Below are 25,401 nucleotides of genomic sequence, written 5' to 3'. Positions count from 1 at the left end.
GAATTTGTCTAGCAAAAAGGAGGTGCGATGGTGATGGTGGAGGTGACTGGAATTATCGTGGCAGGCGGACGCTCTAACAGAATGGGACAGGACAAGGCGCTGCTTCAGCTGGGAGGCGTTACGGTACTGGAGAGAATAGCAGCTGTGCTAGGGCAGGTAGCAAAACGGGTTATTGTAGTAACTCGGGATACGCAGCAGTATAGGGAGCTTGATCTGGAAACGACAAAAGACCTGTATCCTGGCTTAGGCCCCTTGAGCGGCATTCATGCGGGACTTTCTGCTTCCAGAACAGAGTGGGGCATTGTCGTTGCCTGCGATATGCCCTTCGTGCAGCCAGAGATATTGTGCGCTTTGCTTACTCGCGTAACGAACTGGACAGCGGCGCAAGAGACAAGCAGTGAACAAGGAAAACAACAAGTACAAGGGGATCATGCAACCTTGACAGGAAAAGGCTCATTGCCCCAGCCAGCAGAACCAGCATTACAGGCAGTGATCGCCTCTGTGGATGGACGTATACATCCGCTGCTAGGTGTATATCATCAAAGTGTGTTGCCGTCTGCCGAGCAATGTCTGCGTAGTGACCGTCTTCGTCTGATCGACTGGCTAGATTCATTGAACGTTCGTTATGAGACAGCGGGCGATTGGCCAGGTGCGAGCTTAGAAATGTGGCGGCAAGCTGTGTTTAATATGAACTACCCGCAAGATTATCAGACTACAGTGGAGCAATTAAGGGGTATACAAAAAGGTATCGAACGTGCACAGAGTATGGAAAAGCCAGAACGATAACCACATCAAGAACGGAAAGAAATAACGAAAGATGAGAGAGAAGAAGTGTAATGGTTTTGAGGGGAGTACATAACATGCTGGAAGCTATTATCCATGCTGTTTTATTGGCGTTGGGTTTGATTTTGCCTTTGGGGGTACAAAATGTATTTGTGTTTAATCAAGGGGCGTGCCAGTCGCGGTTTCGCAATGCATTGCCTGCTGTCATAACAGCGGGTGTCTGTGACACAATCCTGATTACGCTTGCGGTTGGGGGCGTATCTCTTATTTTGCAGCAATTTCTATGGCTCACGAACGTACTCTATGCGGCGGGCTGTTTGTTTCTGCTGTATATGGCCTGGACTTTATGGAGATCGAAGGCAGCTTCCTCGGGAGAAAGTCAGGCGATGCGGCCGAAACAACAGATGATTTTTGCCGCTTCGGTATCGCTATTGAATCCACATGCCATACTGGACACGGTTGGCGTAATTGGAACCAGCTCCCTTCAATATGACGGCGGGGAACGCTGGGCCTTTGGTCTAGCCGCCGTGTCCGTATCTTGGATATGGTTTATCGGTCTGGCAACGGCGGGGCGTCTCGTGGGACGTATGGATTCAGAAGGGAAGTTTGGGACTGTGCTCAACAAAATATCGGCACTGATTATTTTAGGCTTGGCCATTTATATGGCGATAAATTTCATTACCAGTATGTGACCCAATCCTTGTTAGAGGAAAAACTTCAATACGGCGAACACCCCGCTCAAAGCAAAGGGAACACCGATCAAAAATAGCATAAAGGCCAGACAGCCTGCACCATTTATACCGCCTGCAATTCGGGCGTCCCGAGGGTTGGATGGATTGTAAATCGGAAAAGCGCATAGTTGGAATATAGAACATTCGGAATCGGAACAACTGTGTTTGTGGTATGAAAATGAGCGAATGTGTAGATGAAATAAAAAAAGTGACGCTGAATTACAACAGCGTCACCGTAATGCCTTGCTCCAGACGCTTCACGTCCTGGAGCTCGATCTTCCCGGCCATGGCGTGCAGAGCTGCCGCTGTGCCGCAGGCCGCTCCCTGCCGTAGCATGGCAGGGAGATCCAGCCCCGTAGCTGCGCCGGTGACCAGCCCGGCGACCATGGCGTCACCGCTGCCGAGCGCGCTGACAATGTCCGCGTCTGGCAGGCTCACGCGGTAGCGCGCATCATGCGTTACCGCCAGCGCCCCGCGCGCGCCGAGCGAGATAACGGCCAGCTGCGCTCCGGCTTCCAGCAGCTTCGCTGCCGCCGCTTCAGCGGCATCCGGGCGCGCTGCGTCGATTCCCGCAAAGTGGGCGGCCTCGTCCTCGTTAGGCTTCACGAGGTCGGGCTTTCCGCGCATCCCCAAGCGCAGCGCCTCACCGCTCGCGTCCAGCGCCACCCGCGCGCCGCGCGCCTTCGCTAGCGTGCACAGCTCGGCGTATAGATCGGGCGGGCAGCCGGGTGGCAGGCTGCCGGAGAATACGACCCAAGCCGAATCCTCGGCAAGGGTCTCGATTTTGCGCCGCAGTGCGGCTAATTCAAGCGGCCCAACGGTCGGTCCGCTCTCAATCAGCTCGGTCTGCGTGCGCGCGGACGGGTCGAGCACGGTAATGGCGAGACGGGTCTCCCCATGTGCCGTTTCAATGAAATCGGCGCTTACGCCTTCCGCGCTCAACCCGTCAATGAGCAGCCGTCCGGTGTGTCCGGCAGCAAACCCGGTTGCTCGTACTGGCTCGCCTAGTGTGCGAATGACGCGGGCGGCATTCACGCCCTTGCCGCCCGGTACCGTCAGGCCGCCTTCAATGCGGTGGACGGCATTCAAACCGAAGCCTGCAACTGTGTAGATTTTATCCACAGCCGCGTTAAGCGTTACGGTGGTAATCACAAGGCATCACTCCTTTAAGATCAGCAATTTGCAGCATTTGGTGCCATTCGCTTATGCTAAGATATTAGCTTTAATCCCAATGCTGCGGCAAGAATCATGGCGATGAATAAGACACGCAGTACGCTTTTTTGTTCACCGTACAAGAACATGCCTGTAATCGTGCTACCAACCGTTCCGATGCCTGTCCATACCGCATAGGAAGTCCCCATAGGCAAACTTTTCATGGCATAGCTGAGCAGGGAAAAGCTAAGAACAAAGGATAAGACCATAAGCACTAAGGACTTCCAGCCTTTGCCCACCGTAACTCCCTTCATACCAATGACTCCTAATACTTCCGAGCATCCCGCGATAACCAAAGCAATCCAAGCCATTATGCGCCACTCCCTTCCTGAACATCACGGTCGGTAACTAACTTCAGGCCGACCACACCTGCCAGCAAAAGGGCGATTAACAGCGTTTTGGACCATTGAAACGGTTCCCCGAATAGCAGCATTTCGCCTACGACCGTTCCCCCTGTCCCTAGTCCAGTAAATACAGCATATACCGTGCCTACAGGCAAACGCTTCGCAGCCTTCATGATCAAATAAAAGCTGGCCACCACAGCCAGCACGGTTACAGCCCAGGCGAGTATAGAATCCGCATGCTTCAAACCCGATACCCATACGACCTCAATCAGGCCGCCAACAAAGACGTAAATCCAACTGCGATTCATGATGAATATTCTCCTCAAAAATAAATTTTATAAGTTCGACGGCTTCATGCTTCATGAGGTGAGGTTAACGTAATCCCACGCCAAAAAATAGGCCATGCAGCGTCCAGTCTTCGGTGGTAGTTGACGCTTCCACTGTACAGGAGCTCCACCATGACTCCGTCCACCAGTGTCATAAAGGCTAAAGCCACATCCACTGGCTCCATATGCCCAAAGGGTTCCCGATCCCGTGCATTACGGAGGTGACGAGTTAATTTTCGCTCCATTTTGTCCAGAAAAGGATTAACAATATCCAGCACCTCGTTATACAACGATACAGGCGGAAAGAAGGAAAAGCGAAGCATAAACTTGGCTGAGTCGTTGCTCTCATATTCCTGTCCCATCCAAAACAAGAAGTCATGCAGGGTATGCTTAAGCGGCTGATCTTTACGTTCCGTAAAGTACTCGAAAATACGTAGATTCTGCTCTTGAAAAGCATACCTCGCTACCTGTAGGAACAGATCCTCTTTGCCTTGGAAATGCGCGTATATAGACGGTTTTCGGATACCGACCTCAGCGGCAATACTGCTCAAGGATGCTCCTTCATACCCATTGGTGGCAAATTGAAAAAGAGCGGCCTTTCGAATCTCTTCCATTCCCATTATTGTCACCTACCTAACGTTCGTTAGTTTATTCTTGCACGAAAAAAAGTAAGTGTCAACCCAGCATCATTGTGTTTTGTATAAAGCTTTTCTTTGGATTTTTTTATCAACATTTTAATAAAAAAGTGGGAAGAAATAAGGGGCTCATGTACAATATAATGAAGAATACTTGTCGAATGTAGTCCACTGGAAGTGAGGTTAGTTATGAGGCGAAGCTTACTAGCCGTATTGATCGCGGCTATGGTGTTTATTATTTATTATTTTGGCTTGTTTAATTACATCGGCAAAAATGAAGGAACTGTCATCAGTATTTTTTCCACCCTGACAGTGATCTCCATCAGTCTGATTATTTTTACGGAGAATCGTAATCCCTCCACTACGATGTCCTGGATTTTGCTGCTGGCATTGCTGCCAGTTGTTGGACTTCCTCTCTATTTTCTGTTTGGGCAAAATGTATTCAAGCGTCGCAAGTATGATAAAAAGGCATTGCGTGACCAACAGGCTTACGACCGCATAGAAAAGGATGCTTTGCGAGTCAAACGGGATCTGACCTGCTTTACAGATGAACAGCAGCAGTTGATGCGTTTGGCACGCAGACTGGCCCGCTCCCCGATTTATTTTGCGACCGAAACTCAAATTCTGAACAATGGAGATGAAACCTTCTCCACTTTGCTAGAAGAGCTGCGCAAGGCGCAGCATCATATCCATATGGAATATTACATTTTCCGTTCGGATGATATCGGTACCAGCATTCAGAAAATTTTGATTGAAAAGGCTAAAGCGGGTGTTAAGGTTCGGTTTATGTACGATGCGGTGGGCAGTATTCAGTTGTCAAAGTCATTTTTGAAAGAAATGAGAGATGCAGGAGTAGAGGTTGTTGCGTACGGCGGCGCTCGGATCTTGTTCTTCTCCAGCCGGGTAAACTATCGTAATCACCGTAAAATTGTAGTCATCGACGGTAATATCGGATTAATTGGTGGTCTAAATGTGGGAGATGAGTATCTCAGCCGCAACAAAGCCTACGGCTTTTGGCGTGATACGCATATGATTGTGAAGGGCGAAGCTGTGCGGACGTTGCAGCTTATATTTCTACAGGATTGGCTTCACATGACGGGTGAGTCGGTGCTCGATAGCGAATATCTGTCTCCCAGTATTGAACCCATTACAGACGGAGGCGTGCAGATTATTGCTAGCGGCCCGGATAATGAGCGGAGAGTGCTTAAAAATCTGTTTTTCTCCATGATCACGTCCGCCCGAAAATCAGTCTGGATTGCCACTCCTTATTTTATCCCGGATGAAGATATCCTGACTGCCTTACGGATGGCTGCCTTGTCCGGGTTGGACGTACGTATTCTGTTTCCCGCAAAACCGGATAAATGGCTACCTTTTCTCGCGTCTCATTCGTACTTCCAGTCGTTACTGGAGGTTGGAGTCAAGGTATATGAATATGAAAAAGGGTTCCTCCACTCCAAGCTCCTCATCATTGACGGGGAAGTTGCGACCATCGGGACAGCCAATATGGATATGCGTAGCTTTCATTTGAATTTTGAAGTTAACGCTCTGTTAATTCAAACGCACAGTGTGCAGCAGATGGTAACAGACTACGAACGAGATTTGCATTCTGCCAGTCTGATCGTACGCGAAGAATTCATGAAAAAACGTCTGTTCAAACGTTTGATGGAATCGCTCGCGCGGCTGCTTTCACCGCTGTTGTAGGTCATAAACGAATTCGCTACAGCACTATTCGGTAGTTAAAATGTAGTAAAGCCTAAAATATCCTGTAGACGGTATATAATATCTTTCCAAAATGTTGAATGATCCTCGTAAGCTGCTAGATCCAAGCTGTATTCAGCCCCCTGATTATTCCATAGCTTATCAAAATAGGCCGCAACCTGTCGGGTCAGCTTGCTGTCCGCCGGAGCGGCCACCCACAATTCATTTTCCAGATTCAAATCATCCAGATTACGGGGCGTCAGATTGGTAGAGCCACCCCAAATGATATGCTCTCCTTGCGCCTTGGCGATATAAATCAGTTTGGTATGGAATTGCTCATGGGTGGTATGATACCAGCGAATTTGAATGTTCCCGCCCGATTTATCGGACAACTCTTGGGCGACCGGACGATTGGGGATGCCGATTTTTTCCTGACCAAACGCGTTCTCATTGGGGTCCAGCAGTAATTGGATGTTTACACCGCGCGCAGAGGCATCCAGTAGGCTATTCAATACTTTGCGGTCAGCCAAATAAAACATGCCCATATGAATGCTGTCACCTTTCTTCGTCTGCCCGATGCCATCCAGAACCGAGGTGTACACCTTGCCCTCAGTTAGATATTTGATTCGATAGCTGTCCTTACTCGATGGAACTTTGGGTTCGGCCTGTGGTGTATAGGCAGGAAGCTGCCCACCGCCCGAAAAGTCCAACACCGCCTGTTCCGTTTGTAAAATGTCTCCGATGATGGGCCCCTTCACCTCCAGCGCTACATTGGAGTGGTAGGCGCTCGCGTCGTGCACATTGCCTGTAGAAATGAGCGCTGTCTGTTCGCTGACAACCAATTTTCGGTGATTGGCCTTGACGTTTAACAGCTTAAGATAGGAGCGAGCCGTAACATCCGGTCCGTCACTGGCCATCAGGTTGGGAATCCAGCCTGTGCCTTGCTGCCCGAACCATTGGAAGAAGGTACGCCACACCGCCGAATAGATGGGTGTAGAGTCCCGCAGGGGATCTACATCGGTCTGCACGACCTGAATCCCTGCTCGCTTCATATTTTCCAACAAAGGGTTGGGAGCAGAATTGTAGTTGGTATTGACTTCATCTGTAATGAAAAAGATAGGCATATCAGGATGAGCTTTCTTTTTGGCAATAAGATGATCGGTCATTTGTGCGCTAACTTGGGGGAAGTGCTGACCTTTATGCTTATAGTCGTTGAACAGAAACAGATCGATGACGATAAATTGCTCGGCTTCATCAATGATCCCGAGCATACGCTTCAAAATTTGTCCTTCATGCTGTGCAGTACTACCATCCCCGGTGGGATAGGTCAAATCCGTCCAGAAGTTTACCTCATGGGTTGAATACTCCTGGCTCTCATAAGAGACGAACGGAGGCAAGGGTTTATGGGTCTGATACAGCATGACGGCAATCAGCCAAAGGATAAGTACCAGAATGGCGATTTTAAGGGCACGGCCCTTATGCCTGGATTTTCTTTGATATTCCGGCTTAGAATGCAGCGGATCACGTGTAGTCATATGACGATCAACTCCTCAATTGGATGCTGCATTCCGTTTTACCGTGCCGGAACATGCAGTTTTATGATGGGATACTGTCAAGTTATTAACGCAAGTGTGCAGGATTGACGCGGATACTGAATGAAATGAAGGATGTTTTACTATTCGTTGAGGACATATGTCCTTTATAGAGAGTCTGCCCTATAATTTAATATATAGAAAAGTCATTTACATGGGGAGAATAACGATTTATGAGAGGAATCTTGTTTGCTTTTCTGGGAGGAGCGTGTATTACGCTACAAGGTGTAGCGAATACACGGATTAGTCAGGATATTGGTACATGGCAGGCTGCTGCTGTTACTCAGCTAATAGGGTTTATTTTGGCAGCATTAGTCTGGATGTTTACAAGGGATGGCAATGTGGCTGAAATGAAACAGGTGAAGCCAATGTATCTTTGGGGCGGTGCCTTTGCAGCTATTATTATATTTAGTGAAGTCACGGCGATCCAACATATTGGGGTTACGTTCACGATCTCGGCGTTGTTGATTGCGCAGTTGTGTTTAACCTTTCTGGTAGATATTAAGGGATGGTTCGGTATAGTGAAGCAAAAGATGAAGCTGCCACAATTTATAGGTATTGGTATGATGATCGCGGGTGTAATTATTCTGAAGCTTTAAAATAGAAATTTAACTTGTAAAGAAAGCTTAGAATGTAGAGATTGAAGGTGAGCTTAGGAATGAGAGAAATTCAGGATCAAGAGCAGCTAAAATATTTTTTGCAGCTGCATGAGTTGGAATCCATACTCTACGAGCCACTACATCCTTATTTGTCGTTGCATCGTTTGGAGCAAGGGGAAAAGCTCTGTTTACAGGGGGATCCCATTGAGCATCTATATATACTGGTGCAGGGCAAGGTCAAGATTTATACCAGTTCTACAGAAGGGAAAACCCTGATCCTTTGCTTCAAAACACCGATCGAGGTCATAGGAGATGTTGAATATATTCGGAATAGTCACGTCATCAACACGGTAGAGGCAGTGTCTCCGATCTATGTGATCGGTATTCACCACCAATGGATGAACAAATACGGCAAAGACTATGCTCCTTTGCTGCAATTTCTATTGGATGTTGTCACGCGAAAGTTTTGCCTGGACTCCGACTTTTCCAGTTTTAATCTCATGTATCCGGTGGAAGTCAGACTGGCGAGCTACCTGCTATCGGTTTCTTTTGACGAATCGAATACAGCTTTTCATGAGGAATTACGGGCATCCAGTCTGGTAGATGTGGCGAATTTGATCGGAACCAGCTATAGACATCTCAACCGTGTTATTCGCAAAATGATTGAAGATGGATGGGTTGAACGGACAAAAGGCTATATTGTCATTCGGGACAGAAAAGGTTTGAGTGAACTGGCAGGACATAATATTTATGAATCATTGTAATAGGAGCATGTAGTAAAAAACAGAAGAATATCAAGGATCATCAAGGGAGAGTTAACATATGTTATTAGGAATTGTATTGGCGGTTATCGCAGGTGCCTTGGTCAGTCTGCAAACGATATTCAATAATAAGGTGAATGAACGGACAGGATCGTGGGCCACAACAACATTGGTGCTGGGCACAGGGTTCTTGGCTTCCTTACTCGGGAGTCTTATTTTTGAAGGGAAAAATACATTTGCTTTACAGCATATGCAGCCGTGGTACTGGTTCAGTGGCATGATTGGTGTCGGTGTTGTGTTCTGTCTGGTACAAGGAATGAAGCGACTTGGCCCGACCTATGCGATCTCCATTGTATTGACAGCGCAATTAGGGACCGCCCTGTTGTGGGATTCATTAGGATGGCTAGGATTAGAGAAAATTCCGTTTACCATTAACAAGCTGATCGGTGTATTGGTCATTATCGGTGGTATTCTTGTGTTTAAATTTGGACATTTTGCAGAAAAGCGGCAGCTCAATTAGGGGCGGCTTTTCTGTAAAGTTTCCGAAATAACTGGTTTATTGCGTATTTTGAACATGATCTATGGGGGAGAAAAAATGTTCACGATCGTGTATATATTTTCCCATCCATGATACAATGAGAGTATCTTAAAATAACCACTTTAAGGGCATACGATATTTGTATAAGAGACGATAAATAGATCGGTTACCGTGTTCGGGAACGGTCTTATTTGTGCTTCTTGAACTTGATACAATAAACAGAGTGACTTTGGATGAGGTGGAACATAGATGAGTAGTACAGAGAATAAAAAAGGAGCACCTGACGGCTTTAACAGATCCGGCTCTTTGTTGCCTGCCGCGCGGACAGGCGAACGGAAGATTGAGCACGTCCGCCTTTGTTTGCAAGAAGATGTGGCCGGACAAGGTATCACCAGCGGGCTGGAGCGGTATGTCTTTAAGCACTGCGCTCTGCCGGAGTTGCAATTTGACGAGGTTCGCCTTGATACTACTTTTTTAGGACAGGCTGTACGAACACCGTTGCTTATTAGCTCCATGACAGGCGGCAGCGCCGAGACAGGAGCGATTAATGAGCGATTAGCAGAGACAGCGGAGAGACGCGGCTGGGCATTGGGCATCGGCTCGGTACGGGCTGCGGTGGAAAGGGAAGAATTGGCTCCAACCTTTGCAGTCCGCCGTCTGGCACCCAGTATCCCGATCCTTGCCAATCTGGGTGCGGTGCAGCTGAACTACGGATTTGGCGTGGACGATTGTCGCCGTGCAGTAGACATTGCTGGAGCAGATATGTTGGTGCTGCATTTGAACGGATTGCAGGAGATTTTCCAACCCGAAGGGAATTTGGATTTTAGCGGCCTGCTTAATCGTATCGAGGAGTTGTGTCGTCAGCTTTCAGTGCCTGTAGGAGTGAAGGAAGTAGGTTGGGGCATAGATGGCGAGACGGCATCAAGACTGTATGATGCGGGTGCAGCCTTTATTGATGTCGCTGGTGCAGGCGGGACAAGCTGGAGCCAAGTGGAGAAATTTCGTAACCCTGATCCTGTGCGTCGCGCGGCGGCGGAGGCGTTTGCGGACTGGGGCAATTCGACCGCTGATTGTATCGTGGAAGTCAGAGCCGCTCAGCCACATGGTGCTCTGATCGGCAGCGGTGGACTGAGAGACGGTGTCAATGCAGCGAAGGTGCTTGCTTTGGGAGCTGACATGGCAGGCTTCGGGCGTTCTTTGCTCGGTTCTGCGGTTGCCTCTAGTGAAGCGCTGGAGGCACGTTTGGAGCAGGTCGAACTGGAACTCCGCACGGTCATGTTTGGCATTGGGGTAGATGGAATAGAAGGGCTCAAAGATACGACTCGACTAAGAAAGAAGGTAAATGGATGAGCGGACTTATTACATTGGTTCCGATGAATGCGGAGCAATATGATCGATTTGAACAACGCTCGCTTGCCGACTATGCGGATGAGAAAATCCAAGCAGGTACATGGACGGTTGAAGAAGCACCAGAGCGAGCGGCAGAAAGTTTTGCTCAATACCTGCCACAGAGACTAGACACACCTCATGCTCACCTGTATATGTTGATGTTTTCCGATGACGGGGGGCAGAGTCAGGAGGAAGCTGGCTACATCTGGTTCAATATTACGGACGGCGTGCAAGGAGAAGAAGCTTTTCTATTGGATATCCTTGTATACGATTCATACCAGGGGAGGGGTCTAGGTACGATGGCGATGGAGGCTTTGGAACAGGAGGCTCGCAGGCTGGGAGCTGTCCGCATCGGGTTGCATGTATTTGGGCATAATGAGCGAGCTTTGCATGTATATCGCAAGTCGGGCTATCGGATTACAGATATCCAGATGAGCAAAGAAATCTAAATAGGGATATAGTAAAATCCTGAATTCCATAACCGTATGCTTGCCGCGTGTATAGGTTCTCATATATAATGTGGGTTGGTAAACTAACGGATGGCATAACGCATATTTTATATAAACGGGAGTTGTTCTGATTATGGCTTTAAAAGCGGGGATTGTGGGCTTGCCGAACGTGGGCAAATCAACACTTTTTAACGCAATAACGCAGGCGGGTGCGGAATCCGCAAACTATCCATTTTGTACGATTGACCCCAATGTAGGCGTCGTTGAAGTACCGGACGAGCGGCTGGATAAGTTGACCGAACTGGTTGTGCCGAATAAAACGGTGCCAACGGCTTTTGAATTTGTTGATATTGCAGGACTTGTGCGCGGTGCGAGCAAGGGCGAGGGTCTGGGTAACAAGTTTCTGGCTCATATTCGTGAAGTGGATGCGATTGTACATGTGGTACGTTGCTTTGAAGATGAGAACATTACCCATGTAGACGGCAAAATTGACCCGATCAGCGACATTCAGACCATTAATTTGGAACTGATTCTGGCGGATATCGAAAGCGTAGACAAGCGTATTGAACGTTCCCGCAAAAACATGAAGGGTGGCAACAAGCAATACACCCAAGAAGTTGAAGTGTTGGAGCGGATCAAAGAAACGCTATATGCTGATAAACCTGCGCGTAGCTTAGAATTGTCGGATGAAGAACGGCTGATTGTACGCGATCTTCATTTGCTGACGATGAAGCCTGTACTCTATGCCGCTAATGTTAGCGAAGATGGCGTAACGGAAGCCGACAGCAATCCATATGTGCAAAAGGTACGCGATTTTGCCGTGGCTGAAAATGCAGAAGTGGTGCCGATTAGCGCCAAGGTAGAATCTGAAATTGCTGAGCTGGAAGGCGAAGACAAGGCGATGTTCCTCGAGGAGCTGGGATTGGCTGAATCCGGATTGAACCGTTTGATTAAAGCAGCATATCGCTTGTTGGGCCTGTATACGTATTTCACAGCAGGTGTGCAGGAAGTACGCGCTTGGACGATTCACAAAGGAACGAAGGCACCGGGTGCTGCGGGCGTAATTCATACGGATTTTGAACGCGGATTTATTCGTGCCGAGGTTGTATCCTACAACGATTTAGTCGCTGCTGGTTCGATGAATGGGGCCAAGGAACGGGGTCAGCTTCGTCTGGAAGGTAAGGAATATGTAGTGCAGGACGGAGACGTTATGCATTTCCGTTTTAATGTTTAATATAAAATTTCTAGAGTACAATACTCGATTCGGATATATAAAAGACGATGTCTCAAGTAAGTGTGTTCTAAAATGTGCTAGATAATGCGGTCGCTGCCTATATTAGGGCGGCGACTTTTTTTATTGAATTACATGTCGTGTGGATTTTTGCAAAATCCTAAATTAGTCAGTATTTCTTGTAGCTAATTCATGAATTAGTTGGTATAATAAAGAGCTGTAGCCAGTGAAATTGAAGCTGGCTTCATATTAATTTAACTGAAGAGGTGAATCGCTTGTTGGACCGATTGCAATCATTGGCGGACCGCTACGATAAACTGAGCGAACTGCTCTGCGATCCGGATGTAGCGAACGATAGCAAAAAACTTAGAGATTATTCCAAAGAACAGTCTGATTTACAGCCTGCTTATGAAGCATATACCGAATATAAAAATGTCGTTGAAGAGCTGGAAGCTGCAAAAACCATGCAGGGTGAAAAGCTGGACGACGAGATGCGTGAAATGGTCAAAATGGAGATTGAAGAACTGAGTGTTCGTAAGCGGGAGCTGGATGAAAAAATCCGTATTTTGCTGCTGCCGAAGGACCCGAATGATGATAAAAACGTTATTATTGAGATTCGTGGTGCAGCGGGTGGTGACGAAGCAGCACTATTCGCAGCTGATTTGTACCGGATGTATACCCGTTATGCCGATACCCAAGGCTGGCGTGTAGAGCTGATGGACGCGAACATGAATGATCTCGGGGGCTTTAAAGAGGTTATTTTCATGATTAACGGCCGCGGTGCATACAGCAAAATGAAATTCGAAAGCGGCGCACACCGCGTCCAGCGGATTCCGACGACGGAATCAGGTGGACGTATTCATACATCGACATCTACAGTATCCGTTATGCCTGAGGCAGAAGAAGTGGATATTGAAATTTCCGACAAGGATATTCGCGTGGATACGTTCTGTTCCAGCGGTGCGGGCGGACAATCCGTTAATACGACCAAGTCGGCGGTGCGTGTAACGCATATGCCAACAGGTATTATGGCAACCTGTCAGGACGGAAAATCCCAGAACTCCAATAAGGAGAAGGCGCTGCAAGTTTTGCGTGCCCGTATTTCGGATATGTTGCGTCAGGAAGAGGAAGCCAAATATGCAGGCGAGCGTAAGAGCAAAGTAGGTACCGGGGACCGCAGTGAGCGTATCCGTACCTACAACTTTCCGCAAAGCCGTGTAACGGATCATCGTATTGGACTAACTATGCATAAGCTGGACCAGGTGATGAACGGGGAGATCGAAGAAATCGTATCGGCGCTCACGATTGCAGAGCAGGCTGATTTGATGGAACAAGAGGTTTAAGTTTTGGGGAACGAGCGCGATTGTGTGTATCGGATGTCGCCGGAACGAAACATGAGTGTCAGAGAAGCCTTGGTTGAGGCTTCTTCTTTTTTAGGAAGCTGTGGCGTTCTGGAGCCCCAGCATAATGCCCGTTTGTTGCTGGAGCATGTGCTCGGATTGGAAGGTACGGCGTTTTACGCCGCTCTGGGTGATCCGTTCCCTTCCACCGCCAAGGAGGCGTGGGAACGGATCATAGCCCGCAAAGCTGCGGGTGAACCGGCGCAGTATATTATCGGACGGCAGGAATTTTATGGCCGCCCGTTCGCGGTTTCGCCGTCGGTGCTGATTCCGCGCCCCGAGACAGAACTGCTCGTCGAGGCGATACTCCAGCACGGCGATCGGCTGTGGCCAAGCGGTGCTCCTCAGGCGCTCGACATCGGCGCAGGCAGCGGTGCGATTGCCGTGACGCTGGCGGCTGAGCGACCGAGCTGGCGCGTAGCGGCAGGGGATATTTCGGCTGCCGCGTTAAAAGTAGCGGCTTATAACGCTGCTGCGAACGGCGCAGCCGTAGAATTCCGCGAGGGCGATCTGCTGGCGCCATTTGCGGGAACGACGGTGGACATTCTCGTGTCCAACCCGCCGTACATCCCGGCTGCTGACATCGCTGGCCTACAGCCGGAGGTCCGCGACCACGAGCCACGGATGGCGTTAGATGGTGGTCCTGACGGGCTCGGCCCGTATCGGGCAATGCTGGAGCAGCTCGGACTCCTTCAGGCTCCGCCCTGGCTAATCGGGTTTGAGCTGGGGATGGGACAGGCCAGAGACGTGGCTGGCCTGCTGGAACAGGCAGGTCATTGGAAGAACATTATAATCGTTTCTGACCTTGCAGGGATTGAACGACATGTCCTAGGCGTCTCGGAGTAGTGGTGCATTTTCTTTTTGCGAGTCTTTCCTTTAGAATAAGAGGAGTATGACCGAGAAACGGCTCAGGGGGAAATCATGCTTCAGAAATTGAAAAAAATTGACGGTCCGGTTATCTTTATTCTGGTTTTGCTCATGGCGATTAGTATCATAACGGTATACAGCGCAGGTAGGGGCCCTACGAACTTGGCAGAGCACGGCAACGACTATCAAAAGATGATCGGGTATTATATATTGGGTTTTGTGGCGATCTTGGGTTTAGCGATGGTCGATTTTCGGATATTCATTAAAAAAGCCCTGTACGTATATGGAGGCGGAATATTCCTGTTGGGTCTCGGATTTTTTGGTGGGACGGTTAACAACTCTCAGGGCTTTCTGAAAATTGGTGGCTTGAATCTTCAGCCTGCCGAGGTATTCAAGCTGGTTCTTATCATTTTTCTGACTTATATGCTGATCAAAAAGCGCAAGAGTAGGCTGTATTTCATTCAGGATGTTCTTCCAGTGGCTCTGGTGAGCTTTGTCCCGTTTGCCATGGTTATGGCACAAAATGACTTGGGTAATGCGCTTGGTTACATTGTCATCGTCATTGGTATGCTATGGATTGGTAATGTGAAGGCATCCCATGCGTTAATCGGATTCATCGTATTTGCAGTCGCCGTTGGCGGCGGGATCAAAGCTTATATTTCGTTTCACGATGAGATTGATTCCTTTATGAAGGGGATTGGCCGTAGTCACTGGGTTGAGCGGTTGGACCCTTGGTTGGTACCGGAAGAGGCAACCGCGAAGGCGTCTTATCATACCAAAAATGCCAAGCTGGCGATAGCCTCTGGCGGGATGATGGGCAAGGGCTTTTTGCAAGGAACCTCGGTACAGTCCGGGCGTGTTCCTTATACGTATGCGGATTCTATTTTTGTGGTCGTAGCGGAGGAATTTGGCTTTGTAGGCTCTTCAGTGCTGTTATTGTTATATTTTATTTTGATTCACCGAATGATCCTGATTTCGCTGGAATGCCGGGATCGCGCCGGACCGTATATTATTGTCGGGATTGTGTCCATGTTACTGTACCAGATTTTTGAGAATATTGGTGCGTTTCTGGGCATTATGCCGCTTACGGGGATTACGCTCCCGTTCATAAGTTATGGTGGTACCTCGTTGCTTATTAACATGGCTAGTATCGGCTTGGTTATGAGCATTAAGGTGCACGGCCAAGAGCTGGAGGATGATCTGCCACAGCCTTCCAGATTGAACTTGACGAAGGCGAAAAAAGCCTAGTACAGTTGGAATGTGGCTAGATACTGATTGGTATTTGTGTGTGAGTTGAAACGGTGCAACGCGAGAGTCCAGATTGTGAAATCTGGGCTTTTTTATATTCCTCGGCGAGGGTCTGAAGCTTGGTGTAGCATGATTCGAGGGTGTATTGAAGAAAATCTGTAAAGTGGTTATGAATATTTTACAAGACTTATAGGTTTAGACTCTCCCAAACCGGACAAACTGATAGACATGATAGAGTTTGGGTTTGGGGGGGGCGAAGATGAGAAGTTGGGTAAAGCAAGCTGCAATGATACTATTTTGTATTTCGATATTAATGATGTCTTGGGAAGGTCAAAAGACGGATGCTGCTATGACCATGGGAACAAGAGGAGCCTTAGCATCAGGAGTGACTACAACAGGGCTGGAGGTGATTCCACACGACTCCATTCGACTGCGTATTTTGGCCAACTCGGATCGCCCGGAGGATCAGCTAGTTAAACGCGAAATACGGGACGCTATTGTGCAGCAGATGAATGCTTGGGTGAGTGAGTTGGAAAACCCGCAAAGCTTAGACCAAGCCAGATCATTGATTGATGCTCATTTACCTGAAATTGACCGTTTGGTAGGTACGGAACTGGCTCGTCGCTGCATTGCGTATGATCATCAGGTGGAACTGGCGAGCGTACCTTTCCCGACGAAAATGTACGGTGGTCTTGTCTACCCGGCAGGGAATTATGAAGCGCTACGGGTTACGCTGGGGCAAGGAAAAGGTCAAAATTGGTGGTGCGTGCTGTTTCCTCCGCTGTGCTTTATTGATGCAGGCAGTGGGGAAGCAGCGGCACAAACGGTATCAGCAAAAACGGATCATGGAGATAGTCGGACGAATACCACTGACAAGGAGCCGGAAGTGCGTTTTTTTCTGTGGGATGCACTTGCGGGACTGTGCAGCTGGGTGAGTGGCTTGTTTGCCTAAACGTTGAGGAGTGTAAGTTTCCCCATATGCTATAATGGAGCTTACGATAGATATACACATGGCAGAGCCAAATAAACTGATCTTTCAAAGTAGCCATATAGGATCAAGCGAAATCACTGGCCTGTATACGACAATAAGATATGGGATGATCTGATATGAGCGATAAATTGAATCAAATGCAAGACTTGTGCGGAGATTTTGTGCAAAAGGAAAAATCGGAGCAAAAGCTGGACGAACAGGGGAATTGCGAGCTGAAGCAGGCATTGAAGTCTTCCCATACCCAATGGTGGGATGTAAGATGTTTGGTTCCTGTGAACAACACTGACGGGGGTATTTCTGACGAAACTTCGGCTGAACAGACTCGGATCGCGGCGGAAAAAGGCATACGCGAGGCTGCTGTACTTCTCCAAGCTGGAGAGACGGTAGCCTTTCCTACGGAGACCGTGTACGGACTGGGAGCCGATGCTCGTAGTACAAAAGCGGTGGAGGCGGTATTCGCTGCCAAAGGACGCCCGTCCGATAACCCGCTCATTGTACATATTTCTGATGCTGATCAATTAGAGGGTATGGTAGCAGAAATAAACGATACAGCCCGGGCGCTGATGAATATGTTCTGGCCGGGACCGCTGACTCTCGTATTGCCAGTGGTACCGCAGGCACTGTCATCACGTGTGACAGCCGGGCTGGACACGGTTGGTGTGCGCATGCCAGATCATCCGATAGCACTGCGCTTGATCGCTGAAGCGGGTTGTCCGTTGGCTGCGCCAAGCGCCAATCGTTCGGGAAGACCTAGTCCGACCCTAGCACAGCATGTGCGGGAGGATCTGGAGGGCCGCATCGGCGGCATTTTAGACGGAGGTCCCACAGGTGTGGGGCTGGAGTCCACGGTGGTGCAGGCGGCTGACGACGGAACGGTCACCATCCTGCGCCCCGGCGGCGTGACGGCTGAGCAGCTCGCTGCAGTTGCTCGCGCCGTCGTGCTGGACCCGGCGCTGGCCGCTACGCCCGGGGAGGATGCCGACAGCCCGGCGCCGCGCTCGCCGGGCATGAAGTACACGCACTACGCGCCGCGAGGCCGCTTGAGCGTGGTACAAGGCCCGTCGTCCGTTGAGGTGACGGGCTGGATTCGCGCCGCGCTGGCGGAGGCTTCCGCCAGCGGAGAGCGCACAGCAGTGCTCGCGTTCGACGAGCATACCGCCGGCTACGCCGGAGAACGCGTCTACACGCTAGGCAAGCTGGACGCGCTCCATGAGGCAGCGCAGCGCCTATACGGCGTGCTGCGCCGCTGCGACGAGGACGGCGTCACCTACATTTTGGCGGAATCCTGTCCGCCGAAAGGATTGGGAGACGCCGTCATGAACCGCCTGCTTAAAGCGGCAGGTCACCGAATCGTCCGCCTGTAGCTTCTGTCGAATCAGAGCCTCTTATATTAAATTTTCCTCCCTCCTCTTCTCGGTATGGGGTACTTTCAGTGCATGCTTGTACTGATTTGCCCCTTGTCCGCATAACGTGTACAAGAACAGACGGATAATGGAGGGATGGAGTATGCTGGCAGCCTCTGCCCATGCCGGGCAGGTTGTAACGATTCTGATCATGGCGGTAGCGCTAGGAATGGATGCGTTATCGCTGGGCGTAGGGATCGGCATGAAGGGGATACGCCTGCGAGACGTGCTGCGCATCAGCACTGTTATTGGCTTTTTTCACATTCTGATGCCATTGCTGGGAATTTTCACGGGCCATTATATGAGTTCTTTATTAGGTCATGTGACGACCTACTTCGCAGGGGGGCTACTCATCCTTTTAGGCGGGCATATGGTGTATAATTCCTTCAAAGGGGACGGCGTACAGGTATTGGATCATCGTTCGCCTTTAGGTCTTTTGCTGTTTGCACTTGGGGTGAGCGTGGATTCATTTTCTGTAGGAGTGTCACTGGGGATGTTCCAGAGTGATCTGGTGCTGTCTGTTCTGGCATTTGGTTTTTGCGGGGGAGCAATGGCGATGTTGGGCCTGCTGCTGGGTCGCAAGGTCAGCCGCAATCTAGGAGATTACGGGGAAGCAGTGGGCGGTGCCATTTTGCTGGCATTCGGCTTTATGTTTATGTTTTGATTTTAGCGCAGACAGTGTAAAATAAGTGCAGGGTTAAAGTAAGGGATTAGGATTATAGTAATCCTCTGTTTATATATTTTTTAACATACGGGGGGTGAAAACGTTGAAGAATATCTTATTTGTATGCACTGGGAATACCTGTCGTAGTCCAATGGCTGAAGGGATGCTGCGTAAGTTGGCTGCTGAGCATGGACTAGAACTGGAAGTGCGTTCTGCGGGAGTGGCAGCGATGGAAGGCACGCCGATATCCCGACATGCAGAGGCGGTTCTACGTGATCACGATATATCCGATCAGATCACTTCAACCCCTTTGAGCGACGGGCTTGCCGGGTGGGCACACCTGATCTTAACCTTGACGCAAGGACATAAACAGCACGTAATTCAGCGCTTTCCCCAAACGGCGGGCAAAGTATTTACGCTTAAGGAATATGTGGAGAACCGGGATGCGGTGTTGAATGATGTACAGGAGTTGGACGGTTTATATGCTTCACAGCAGTTGATGGCTTCACTTGGACAAGAGCTATCGGCGCAGGAGCGTGAACGAATGATTGAATTACACCAACGGATTCCGGGCTTTGATATTTCAGATCCGTTTGGCGGTTCACGAGAAGACTACGATGTCACAGCTGCGGAAATCCGCACGGCGCTGCATAAGCTGCTGGACAAGCTAAAGGCCTCTTCCGAATAAAATCGCTCTTACTCATCTATTTTGTACGGAATCTGTTGATTTTCGACGGTTAATCCGTTAAGATAAGGTGGAAAAATGAGAATCCGATGTAACTGGCGACAAAAGTGGGATTAACCACGATGGAGCATCGGATATACGGCCGGTCGCCTGGGCAAAAGAGCAATTCCACATAGGTGTGGACTGCTCTTTTTTCATATACAAGTTATGCCAGATGTTTAGCTGAGGGTTGATTCCTTCAAAGGTTCTTCCATTTTTTCTGCTCGAAATCTGAAACATCGGCTATAATATAGTGAGATTGTGATCAGGAGAGAGTGTGTTGAACTTGGGGCATGAGACCGTGCCTAGTCTCTGAGAGGCTGTTCAACCAAAGGAGGTTCCAATGGTGGGACAATTGGATCATGAGATTTCGCTAGAAGCACAGACCACTTCTGTTGTGCGGGAAATCGCAGAAGCAGCCAGTCTCAGGGCTGGTCGCCTGCTGGTTATCGGCGTTAGCACAAGTGAAGTGGCTGGAAGTCGAATTGGCACGGCGGGAGCGCTCGATGTGGCTCAACAACTGTTATCTGGAGTAGAGTCCGTTCGCAGGCAGTATGGCTTTGATGTAGCGTTTCAATGCTGTGAGCATTTGAACCGAGCGTTGGTCGTTGAACGGGCTGTACTGGAGCGACTGGGACTGATGGAGGTTGCGGCTGTTCCTGTTCGTACAGCAGGAGGCTCTATGGCTACCGTCGCCTATCGTTCTATGAGCGACGCGTGTTTGGCGGCGAACGTGCAGGCTCATGCCGGGATAGACATCGGCGAAACGCTGATTGGCATGCATCTGCGACCGATTGCTGTTCCGTTTCGCCCAAGCCTTCGCTGGATTGGCGAAGCACGTGTGACAGCGGCGTTCACCCGTCCTCCACTTATTGGCGGACAACGGGCGGTGTACAGTCTGGAGCAAGAAGTCGGCGGAAACTGCGATTAGCATTTGGCATGGCGGCATGTTTGTACTAATCGTTTTTGCAATGAGGATGAGGTACCCAACAGAGGAGCAGGCGGTAGCTTGTATACCCAACAATTGACTATGGAGAGGGAGTAATCAATCATGATGGAACACCTGCGTAAAAGTGACCCAGCAGTGATGGAAGCAATGGGACTTGAACTGAAACGACAACGCCACAATATCGAGCTAATCGCATCCGAGAACATTGTCAGTGAAGCAGTAATGGAAGCCATGGGCTCCGTGCTGACGAATAAATATGCTGAAGGTTACCCAAACAAACGCTACTATGGTGGCTGTGAGCATGTAGATATCGTTGAAGATATCGCACGTGACCGCGCAAAAGAACTGTTCGGCGCTGAGCATGCTAACGTGCAGCCTCACTCTGGAGCACAAGCCAACATGGCAGTGTATCTGGCAGCTCTCAAACCTGGAGATACTGTACTGGGTATGAATCTGGCGCATGGTGGCCATTTAACACACGGAAGTCCGGTTAACGCTTCCGGCTTGTTGTATAACTTTGCTGCCTATGGTGTCCGCGAAGACAACTTCCGCATCGACTACGATGAAGTGCGCAAGGCAGCCTTTAAGCACCGCCCTCGTCTGATTGTAGCTGGCGCGAGTGCATATCCGCGTACTATTGACTTTGAAGCTTTTGCTTCCATTGCCAATGATGTAGGTGCTTTGTTCATGGTGGATATGGCACATATCGCAGGTCTCGTGGCAGCGGGAATTCACCCAAGTCCAGTTCCGCATGCCCAATTTGTAACAACAACGACACACAAAACGCTGCGTGGTCCGCGTGGGGGTCTGATTCTGACTCGCAAAGCATGGGCGCAAGCGATTGATAAAGCTATTTTCCCTGGTACTCAAGGGGGGCCACTGATGCATGTGATCGCGTCCAAAGCGGTTGCTTTGGGTGAAGCGCTCCAGCCATCGTTCAAAACCTATGCGCAAAATGTAGTCCGCAACGCACAGGTGCTGGCTGAAACACTGTTGGCTGAGGGGATTAACATTGTATCCGGTGGTACGGATAACCATCTGATGCTGTTGGATACGCGCAATTTGAATATCACAGGTAAAGAAGCGGAGCATGTATTGGATTCCGTGGGCATCACGGTCAATAAAAATGCGATTCCTTTTGATCCGACCAGTCCATTCGTAACAAGCGGGATTCGTATTGGTACACCTGCTGCAACATCTCGTGGGATGGATGAAGAGGCTATGGTCAAAATCGGTAAAATCATTGCTGAAACCCTTAAAAACCCGAAAGATGATACTGTATTGTCCAAAGCAAGCCAAGCGGTTGGCGAGTTAACAGATAAGTTCCCGATTTATCCAGGAACTCAATACTAATTCATCGACAATCATAATCTTTATATTATAGGCTGTTTTCCTTCCGTAAGCCGGAGGAGAACAGCCTTTTTTTGCTTCCAAACGACTCGAAACTTACATTTTTGGGTAATAAGCGATTACAGTAAAGGTTTATGCGCGCTTTCCTTTATATCTACGACAAAGGAGTGATTACATTGAGTCAAAGAAAATCCGCGCAATTATTGCAGCAGCTCGTATTTGTGGGACCGATGGCGTTGTTTTTCGTCTTGATTATGGTCATTCCGTTCCTGCTGGGGCTGTATTATTCCATGACGAACTGGGATGGAGTATCTGAAAATATCCGATGGCTCGGGCTAGGGAATTACGTTCATATTTTTAGGGACGATCCAGATTTCCGTAATGCGTTCTGGTTTACAGTTCGGTTTACCGTATGTGGTGTCATTCTAACGAACCTGATTGGCTTTTTCCTAGCCTATGCACTTACCAAACCGTTGCGTACCCGTAATGCACTGCGAACTGTATTTTTTATGCCCAATATGATTGGCGGCTTGCTGCTCGGCTTCATCTGGCAATTTATATTTGTACGCGGCTTTTCTGCGGTAGGGGAGGCAACAGGGCTTTCCTTTTTTAAACTGCCGTGGCTGGGTGATGGGCCAACTGCTTTTTGGGGAACTGTCATTGTGTTTGTATGGCAATATGCAGGTTATCTCATGGTTATTTACATATCTTCGTTAAATAATGTCCCGTCTGCCCTGATTGAATCGGCTCAAATTGACGGCGCGGGCCGAAGACAGATTTTGCGTCATATTGTAGTGCCACTTATTATGCCAGCGGTGACCGTCTGCTTGTTCCTGGCGATATCCTGGTCCTTTAAAGTATTTGAATTGAATTTGGCTCTCACAAAGGGGGGACCTTTCAAGTCGACAGAGTCTGTAGCGTTGGACATATATAATGAAGCGTTTACAAATAATCGACTTGGATTGGGAACTGCCAAGGCTATGATTTTCTTCGTGGTCGTTGCGATCATTACCAGCATTCAGGTGCGTCTCACGAAGAAAAAGGAGGTCGAAATGTAATGGAAAAAACGTCAAACTACCGTTTGGGCACATGGGTTGCTGAAATATTGCTTATTGTGATCGGGTTAATTTTTCTGGTTCCATTCTATTTTTTGCTCGTAAACTCCGTTAAATCCTTTGGTGACATTTTGGCCCATTCCGCTTCGTGGCCGACAACCTTCCGTTTTGAAAACTATGCTAACGCCTGGAATAAAATAAACTTTCCCACAGCACTGGGGAATTCACTGATTGTCACGATCGTCAGTAATGCGCTTTTGCTGCTCATCAGCTCGATGGCCGCTTACCAGATGGTTCGGCATGACACTCCTTTTAATCGGTTTTTATTCGGTTTACTTGTGGCAGCAATGGTAGTTCCCTTTCAATCGATTATGTTGCCGCTTATGGAAGTGTCCAACGTATTGAGCTTAAACAATAGTATACCAGGACTGATCCTATGTTATCTGGGTTTTGGGGCGCCTTTATCCGTTTTTCTTTTTCATGGCTTTATTAAAACGGTACCTATTGAGATCGAGCAGGCGGCAAGGGTGGACGGTTCATCCCGGTACGGGGTGTTCTTTCGCATCGTTTGTCCACTCCTGCTGCCTATGTTCGTAACTGTGCTTATTTTGAATACCTTATGGATATGGAATGACTATCTGTTGCCTTCGCTCATTTTGAATGATCCTGAGCTGCGCACCATTCCGATTGCAACCTATATGTTGTTTGGTCAGTACACCAAGCAATGGGACTTGGCGCTGCCAGCACTGGTGTTGGGGATCACGCCAATTGTTGTGTTTTTTCTGGTGATGCAAAAATACATCGTTTCTGGCATTGCAGCCGGTGCGGTCAAAGGCTGAAGGGAGGGATATCCGATGAAAAGAACAGCGTTGCTTGTCATCTCCTTGATGGTGCTGCTCGCATGTACACTTGCAGGTTGCGGAAATACGAAGGCTCAACAGAGTGAAACGAAAACGATACACATTTATCAATTCAAAGTAGAGATTTCGGAACCGCTAAATAAGCTGAAGGCAGAATATGAAAAAGCGCACCTTGGCATCAAGTTGGATATCCAATCTGTCGGTGGTGGTACGGACTACGGTGCTTCGTTGAAGGCTAAATTCGCATCAGGCGATCAGCCGGACATTTTCACAAATGAGGGCTACCAGGACCGCGATACGTGGTTGGAGTACTTGGAGGATTTGTCGGATCAGCCATGGGTAAAGGATCTGGACGATTTCGCTCGTAAGCCGATGACGGTTAACGGTAAGATTTATGGACAGCCTATGAACCTAGAAGGATTTGGTTTTGTTTATAACAAGGATTTGTTCAAAAAAGCGGGCATAACCAAACTACCTCAGACGATAGATGAACTGGAGGAAGCGGCCAAGCGACTGAAAGCGGCAGGGATTATACCTTTTGCTAACGGGTATGCGGAATGGTGGGTTCTGGGGAACCATTTTATCAATATTCCGTTTGCCAGACAGCCGAACCCGGAAAGTTATGTTGAGGATTTAAACAAAGGAACGGCTCGCATCCCCGGTAACCCGGTGTTCGATCAGTGGGTGAAGTTGCTTGACCTGACTATAAAATATGGGAACCGCAATCCGCTCACGACGGATTACAATACACAAGTGACGCTGTTTTCGACAGGTAAGGCTGCTATGATGCACCAGGGGAACTGGACGCAACCGCAAATAGATGGAATTAATCCTAACTTGAATTTGGGTATTCTGCCTGCGCCTATAGACAATGATCCCTCCACAGGAGGTAGACTCGCGGTGGGAGTAGCCTCGAACTGGGTGGTCAACAAAAATTCGCCTGTGAAGCAGGAGGCAAAAGAATTTCTCAATTGGTTGGTCACATCAGAAACAGGCAAGCATTATATCACCAAGGAGTTTAAGTTTGTTCCCGCCTTCAAAAGTATTACGTCCAGCGACGAGACGACAGGCGATCTAGGTGCAGAAATATCTCGGCATGTGAGGGAAGGCAAGATATGGAGTTGGAACTTCCAACGCTTTCCGAAGGGGCTGAATCAGGATTTAAGCAGCAGTATGCAAGCCTATATTGCAGGGGTTATCACAAAGGATGAAATGCTTCAGCAATTTCAGGGGGCATGGGACAATTTGAAGTATAGATAAAAGAATACCTCTGCATGAGGAGGCAAAGGCTATAGCTCGGGCAGGAAGTATAAAGCCTTCAGGCTTTGGCGGTCAAGGGCCGTCAGAGCCTTTTTGTTGTGTTTTTATGTGACGAAAGTCACACGTAAAGCGGTCCTATTCATTATTTTACATGTCATATCTTTCCCTTGACAAAAGGTTACGGTGGCAGGTGTTAAATCAATCAAGGGAATGTTATAATAAACAGGATTTACAGGCACGCATTGCATCTGTGCTTATTTGGTTTGTACAAATAGGTTACATAGATCCTTTCGACTCAGGATAGTTCGATATGCTGGTGCGAAAGAACGTGACGATAATACC

Annotated in this window: 26 protein-coding genes and 1 riboswitch; of the genes, 21 read left to right on the top strand and 5 right to left on the bottom strand. The window is 48.8% G+C overall.

Features of this window, described 5'->3' with window-relative positions; genetic code table 11:
- Nucleotides 1–33: 33 nt before the first annotated feature.
- Both mobA and MKX46_RS13220 read left to right on the top strand, forming a co-directional pair.
- Complete coding sequence (gene mobA, locus MKX46_RS13225; RefSeq protein WP_341071905.1) at nucleotides 34–786, top strand: molybdenum cofactor guanylyltransferase; 753 nt, start codon at nucleotides 34–36, stop codon at nucleotides 784–786.
- 74 nt (nucleotides 787–860) lie between these two features.
- Nucleotides 861–1,475 carry a LysE/ArgO family amino acid transporter gene (locus tag MKX46_RS13220; protein WP_340933460.1) on the top strand — a complete coding sequence of 205 codons (615 nt, stop codon included), beginning with the start codon at nucleotides 861–863 and terminating at the stop codon, nucleotides 1,473–1,475.
- Between the two features lie 258 nt (nucleotides 1,476–1,733).
- Here the strand turns inward: MKX46_RS13220 and MKX46_RS13215 are convergent, their stop codons facing one another.
- From MKX46_RS13215 to MKX46_RS13200, 4 genes are read right to left on the bottom strand one after another with little or no spacing between them, the layout of a single operon-like run.
- Nucleotides 1,734–2,666 (bottom strand): 1-phosphofructokinase family hexose kinase, encoded by a 933-nt coding sequence (locus MKX46_RS13215; RefSeq protein ID WP_340886635.1) that lies wholly within the window; start codon nucleotides 2,664–2,666, stop codon nucleotides 1,734–1,736.
- 56 nt (nucleotides 2,667–2,722) lie between these two features.
- Nucleotides 2,723–3,037, bottom strand: a complete 315-nt coding sequence (locus MKX46_RS13210) for a DMT family transporter (protein WP_013312355.1) — start codon at nucleotides 3,035–3,037, stop codon at nucleotides 2,723–2,725.
- Complete coding sequence (locus MKX46_RS13205) at nucleotides 3,037–3,378, bottom strand: DMT family transporter (protein ID WP_013312354.1); 342 nt, start codon at nucleotides 3,376–3,378, stop codon at nucleotides 3,037–3,039. The genes MKX46_RS13210 and MKX46_RS13205 overlap by 1 nt, the downstream gene beginning before the upstream one ends.
- A 44-nt stretch (nucleotides 3,379–3,422) precedes the next feature.
- Entirely contained in the window at nucleotides 3,423–4,016 is a 594-nt protein-coding gene (locus MKX46_RS13200) for a TetR/AcrR family transcriptional regulator (RefSeq protein ID WP_069010026.1), read from the bottom strand.
- A gap of 204 nt (nucleotides 4,017–4,220) precedes the next feature.
- On the opposite strand from MKX46_RS13200, the gene cls reads away from it, so the two are divergent.
- Complete coding sequence (gene cls / locus MKX46_RS13195) at nucleotides 4,221–5,732, top strand: cardiolipin synthase (RefSeq protein WP_029518528.1); 1,512 nt, start codon at nucleotides 4,221–4,223, stop codon at nucleotides 5,730–5,732.
- A gap of 35 nt (nucleotides 5,733–5,767) precedes the next feature.
- Here cls and MKX46_RS13190 read toward each other — a convergent pair whose 3' ends face one another.
- Nucleotides 5,768–7,264, bottom strand: a complete 1,497-nt coding sequence (locus MKX46_RS13190; protein WP_069010025.1) for a phospholipase D family protein — start codon at nucleotides 7,262–7,264, stop codon at nucleotides 5,768–5,770.
- A 230-nt stretch (nucleotides 7,265–7,494) separates the two neighbouring features.
- Between MKX46_RS13190 and MKX46_RS13185 the strand changes: the two genes are divergently transcribed.
- The 18 genes from MKX46_RS13185 to MKX46_RS13100 all read left to right on the top strand — a co-directional run bounded on the left by MKX46_RS13185 (nucleotide 7,495) and on the right by MKX46_RS13100 (nucleotide 25,059).
- A complete protein-coding gene (locus tag MKX46_RS13185) occupies nucleotides 7,495–7,920 on the top strand; it encodes a DMT family transporter (RefSeq protein ID WP_069010024.1) in 426 nt (141 codons plus the stop codon).
- A gap of 59 nt (nucleotides 7,921–7,979) precedes the next feature.
- Entirely contained in the window at nucleotides 7,980–8,684 is a 705-nt protein-coding gene (locus MKX46_RS13180; RefSeq protein WP_029518525.1) for a Crp/Fnr family transcriptional regulator, read from the top strand.
- 58 nt (nucleotides 8,685–8,742) lie between these two features.
- Nucleotides 8,743–9,201, top strand: a complete 459-nt coding sequence (locus MKX46_RS13175) for a DMT family transporter (protein WP_029518524.1) — start codon at nucleotides 8,743–8,745, stop codon at nucleotides 9,199–9,201.
- A gap of 267 nt (nucleotides 9,202–9,468) precedes the next feature.
- Nucleotides 9,469–10,569, top strand: a complete 1,101-nt coding sequence (fni, locus tag MKX46_RS13170; protein WP_341071310.1) for a type 2 isopentenyl-diphosphate Delta-isomerase — start codon at nucleotides 9,469–9,471, stop codon at nucleotides 10,567–10,569.
- Nucleotides 10,566–11,057 carry a GNAT family N-acetyltransferase gene (locus MKX46_RS13165; protein ID WP_029518522.1) on the top strand — a complete coding sequence of 164 codons (492 nt, stop codon included), beginning with the start codon at nucleotides 10,566–10,568 and terminating at the stop codon, nucleotides 11,055–11,057. Before fni ends, MKX46_RS13165 begins: the two co-directional genes overlap by 4 nt.
- 133 nt (nucleotides 11,058–11,190) lie before the next feature.
- Nucleotides 11,191–12,291 (top strand): redox-regulated ATPase YchF, encoded by a 1,101-nt coding sequence (ychF, locus tag MKX46_RS13160; RefSeq protein WP_013312345.1) that lies wholly within the window; start codon nucleotides 11,191–11,193, stop codon nucleotides 12,289–12,291.
- Between the two features lie 272 nt (nucleotides 12,292–12,563).
- Nucleotides 12,564–13,631, top strand: a complete 1,068-nt coding sequence (prfA, locus tag MKX46_RS13155) for a peptide chain release factor 1 (RefSeq protein WP_013312344.1) — start codon at nucleotides 12,564–12,566, stop codon at nucleotides 13,629–13,631.
- 3 nt (nucleotides 13,632–13,634) lie between these two features.
- Complete coding sequence (gene prmC / locus MKX46_RS13150; protein WP_341071309.1) at nucleotides 13,635–14,534, top strand: peptide chain release factor N(5)-glutamine methyltransferase; 900 nt, start codon at nucleotides 13,635–13,637, stop codon at nucleotides 14,532–14,534.
- A gap of 75 nt (nucleotides 14,535–14,609) precedes the next feature.
- Nucleotides 14,610–15,803: an FtsW/RodA/SpoVE family cell cycle protein gene (locus MKX46_RS13145; RefSeq protein ID WP_029518520.1), complete on the top strand. Its 1,194-nt coding sequence runs from the start codon at nucleotides 14,610–14,612 to the stop codon at nucleotides 15,801–15,803.
- A 259-nt stretch (nucleotides 15,804–16,062) separates the two neighbouring features.
- On the top strand, nucleotides 16,063–16,755 hold the full coding sequence (gene spoIIR, locus MKX46_RS13140) for a stage II sporulation protein R (protein WP_341071308.1): 693 nt from the start codon (nucleotides 16,063–16,065) through the stop codon (nucleotides 16,753–16,755).
- Nucleotides 16,756–16,910: 155 nt separating this feature from the next.
- Nucleotides 16,911–18,158, top strand: coding sequence for an L-threonylcarbamoyladenylate synthase (locus MKX46_RS13135; RefSeq protein WP_341071307.1), 1,248 nt, complete (start codon nucleotides 16,911–16,913; stop codon nucleotides 18,156–18,158).
- A gap of 142 nt (nucleotides 18,159–18,300) precedes the next feature.
- Nucleotides 18,301–18,861, top strand: a complete 561-nt coding sequence (locus MKX46_RS13130) for a manganese efflux pump MntP (RefSeq protein ID WP_029518517.1) — start codon at nucleotides 18,301–18,303, stop codon at nucleotides 18,859–18,861.
- A 103-nt stretch (nucleotides 18,862–18,964) separates the two neighbouring features.
- Nucleotides 18,965–19,549 carry a low molecular weight protein arginine phosphatase gene (locus MKX46_RS13125; protein ID WP_029518516.1) on the top strand — a complete coding sequence of 195 codons (585 nt, stop codon included), beginning with the start codon at nucleotides 18,965–18,967 and terminating at the stop codon, nucleotides 19,547–19,549.
- Between the two features lie 78 nt (nucleotides 19,550–19,627).
- Nucleotides 19,628–19,709, top strand: a riboswitch (ZMP/ZTP riboswitch).
- 219 nt (nucleotides 19,710–19,928) lie between these two features.
- Nucleotides 19,929–20,516 carry a TIGR01440 family protein gene (locus MKX46_RS13120; protein WP_029518515.1) on the top strand — a complete coding sequence of 196 codons (588 nt, stop codon included), beginning with the start codon at nucleotides 19,929–19,931 and terminating at the stop codon, nucleotides 20,514–20,516.
- A gap of 120 nt (nucleotides 20,517–20,636) precedes the next feature.
- Nucleotides 20,637–21,887: a serine hydroxymethyltransferase gene (gene glyA / locus MKX46_RS13115; protein ID WP_013312336.1), complete on the top strand. Its 1,251-nt coding sequence runs from the start codon at nucleotides 20,637–20,639 to the stop codon at nucleotides 21,885–21,887.
- Between the two features lie 173 nt (nucleotides 21,888–22,060).
- Complete coding sequence (locus tag MKX46_RS13110) at nucleotides 22,061–22,942, top strand: carbohydrate ABC transporter permease (protein ID WP_029518514.1); 882 nt, start codon at nucleotides 22,061–22,063, stop codon at nucleotides 22,940–22,942.
- Nucleotides 22,942–23,778, top strand: a complete 837-nt coding sequence (locus MKX46_RS13105) for a carbohydrate ABC transporter permease (RefSeq protein WP_318627941.1) — start codon at nucleotides 22,942–22,944, stop codon at nucleotides 23,776–23,778. The genes MKX46_RS13110 and MKX46_RS13105 overlap by 1 nt, the downstream gene beginning before the upstream one ends.
- A gap of 15 nt (nucleotides 23,779–23,793) precedes the next feature.
- Nucleotides 23,794–25,059 (top strand): ABC transporter substrate-binding protein, encoded by a 1,266-nt coding sequence (locus tag MKX46_RS13100; protein WP_341071305.1) that lies wholly within the window; start codon nucleotides 23,794–23,796, stop codon nucleotides 25,057–25,059.
- Nucleotides 25,060–25,401: the final 342 nt, after the last annotated feature.

This window comes from Paenibacillus sp. FSL P4-0113 (genome assembly GCF_038009305.1).
Lineage (GTDB): Bacteria > Bacillota > Bacilli > Paenibacillales > Paenibacillaceae > Paenibacillus > Paenibacillus polymyxa_D.
This window is presented reverse-complemented; position numbering and strand designations above follow the sequence as displayed.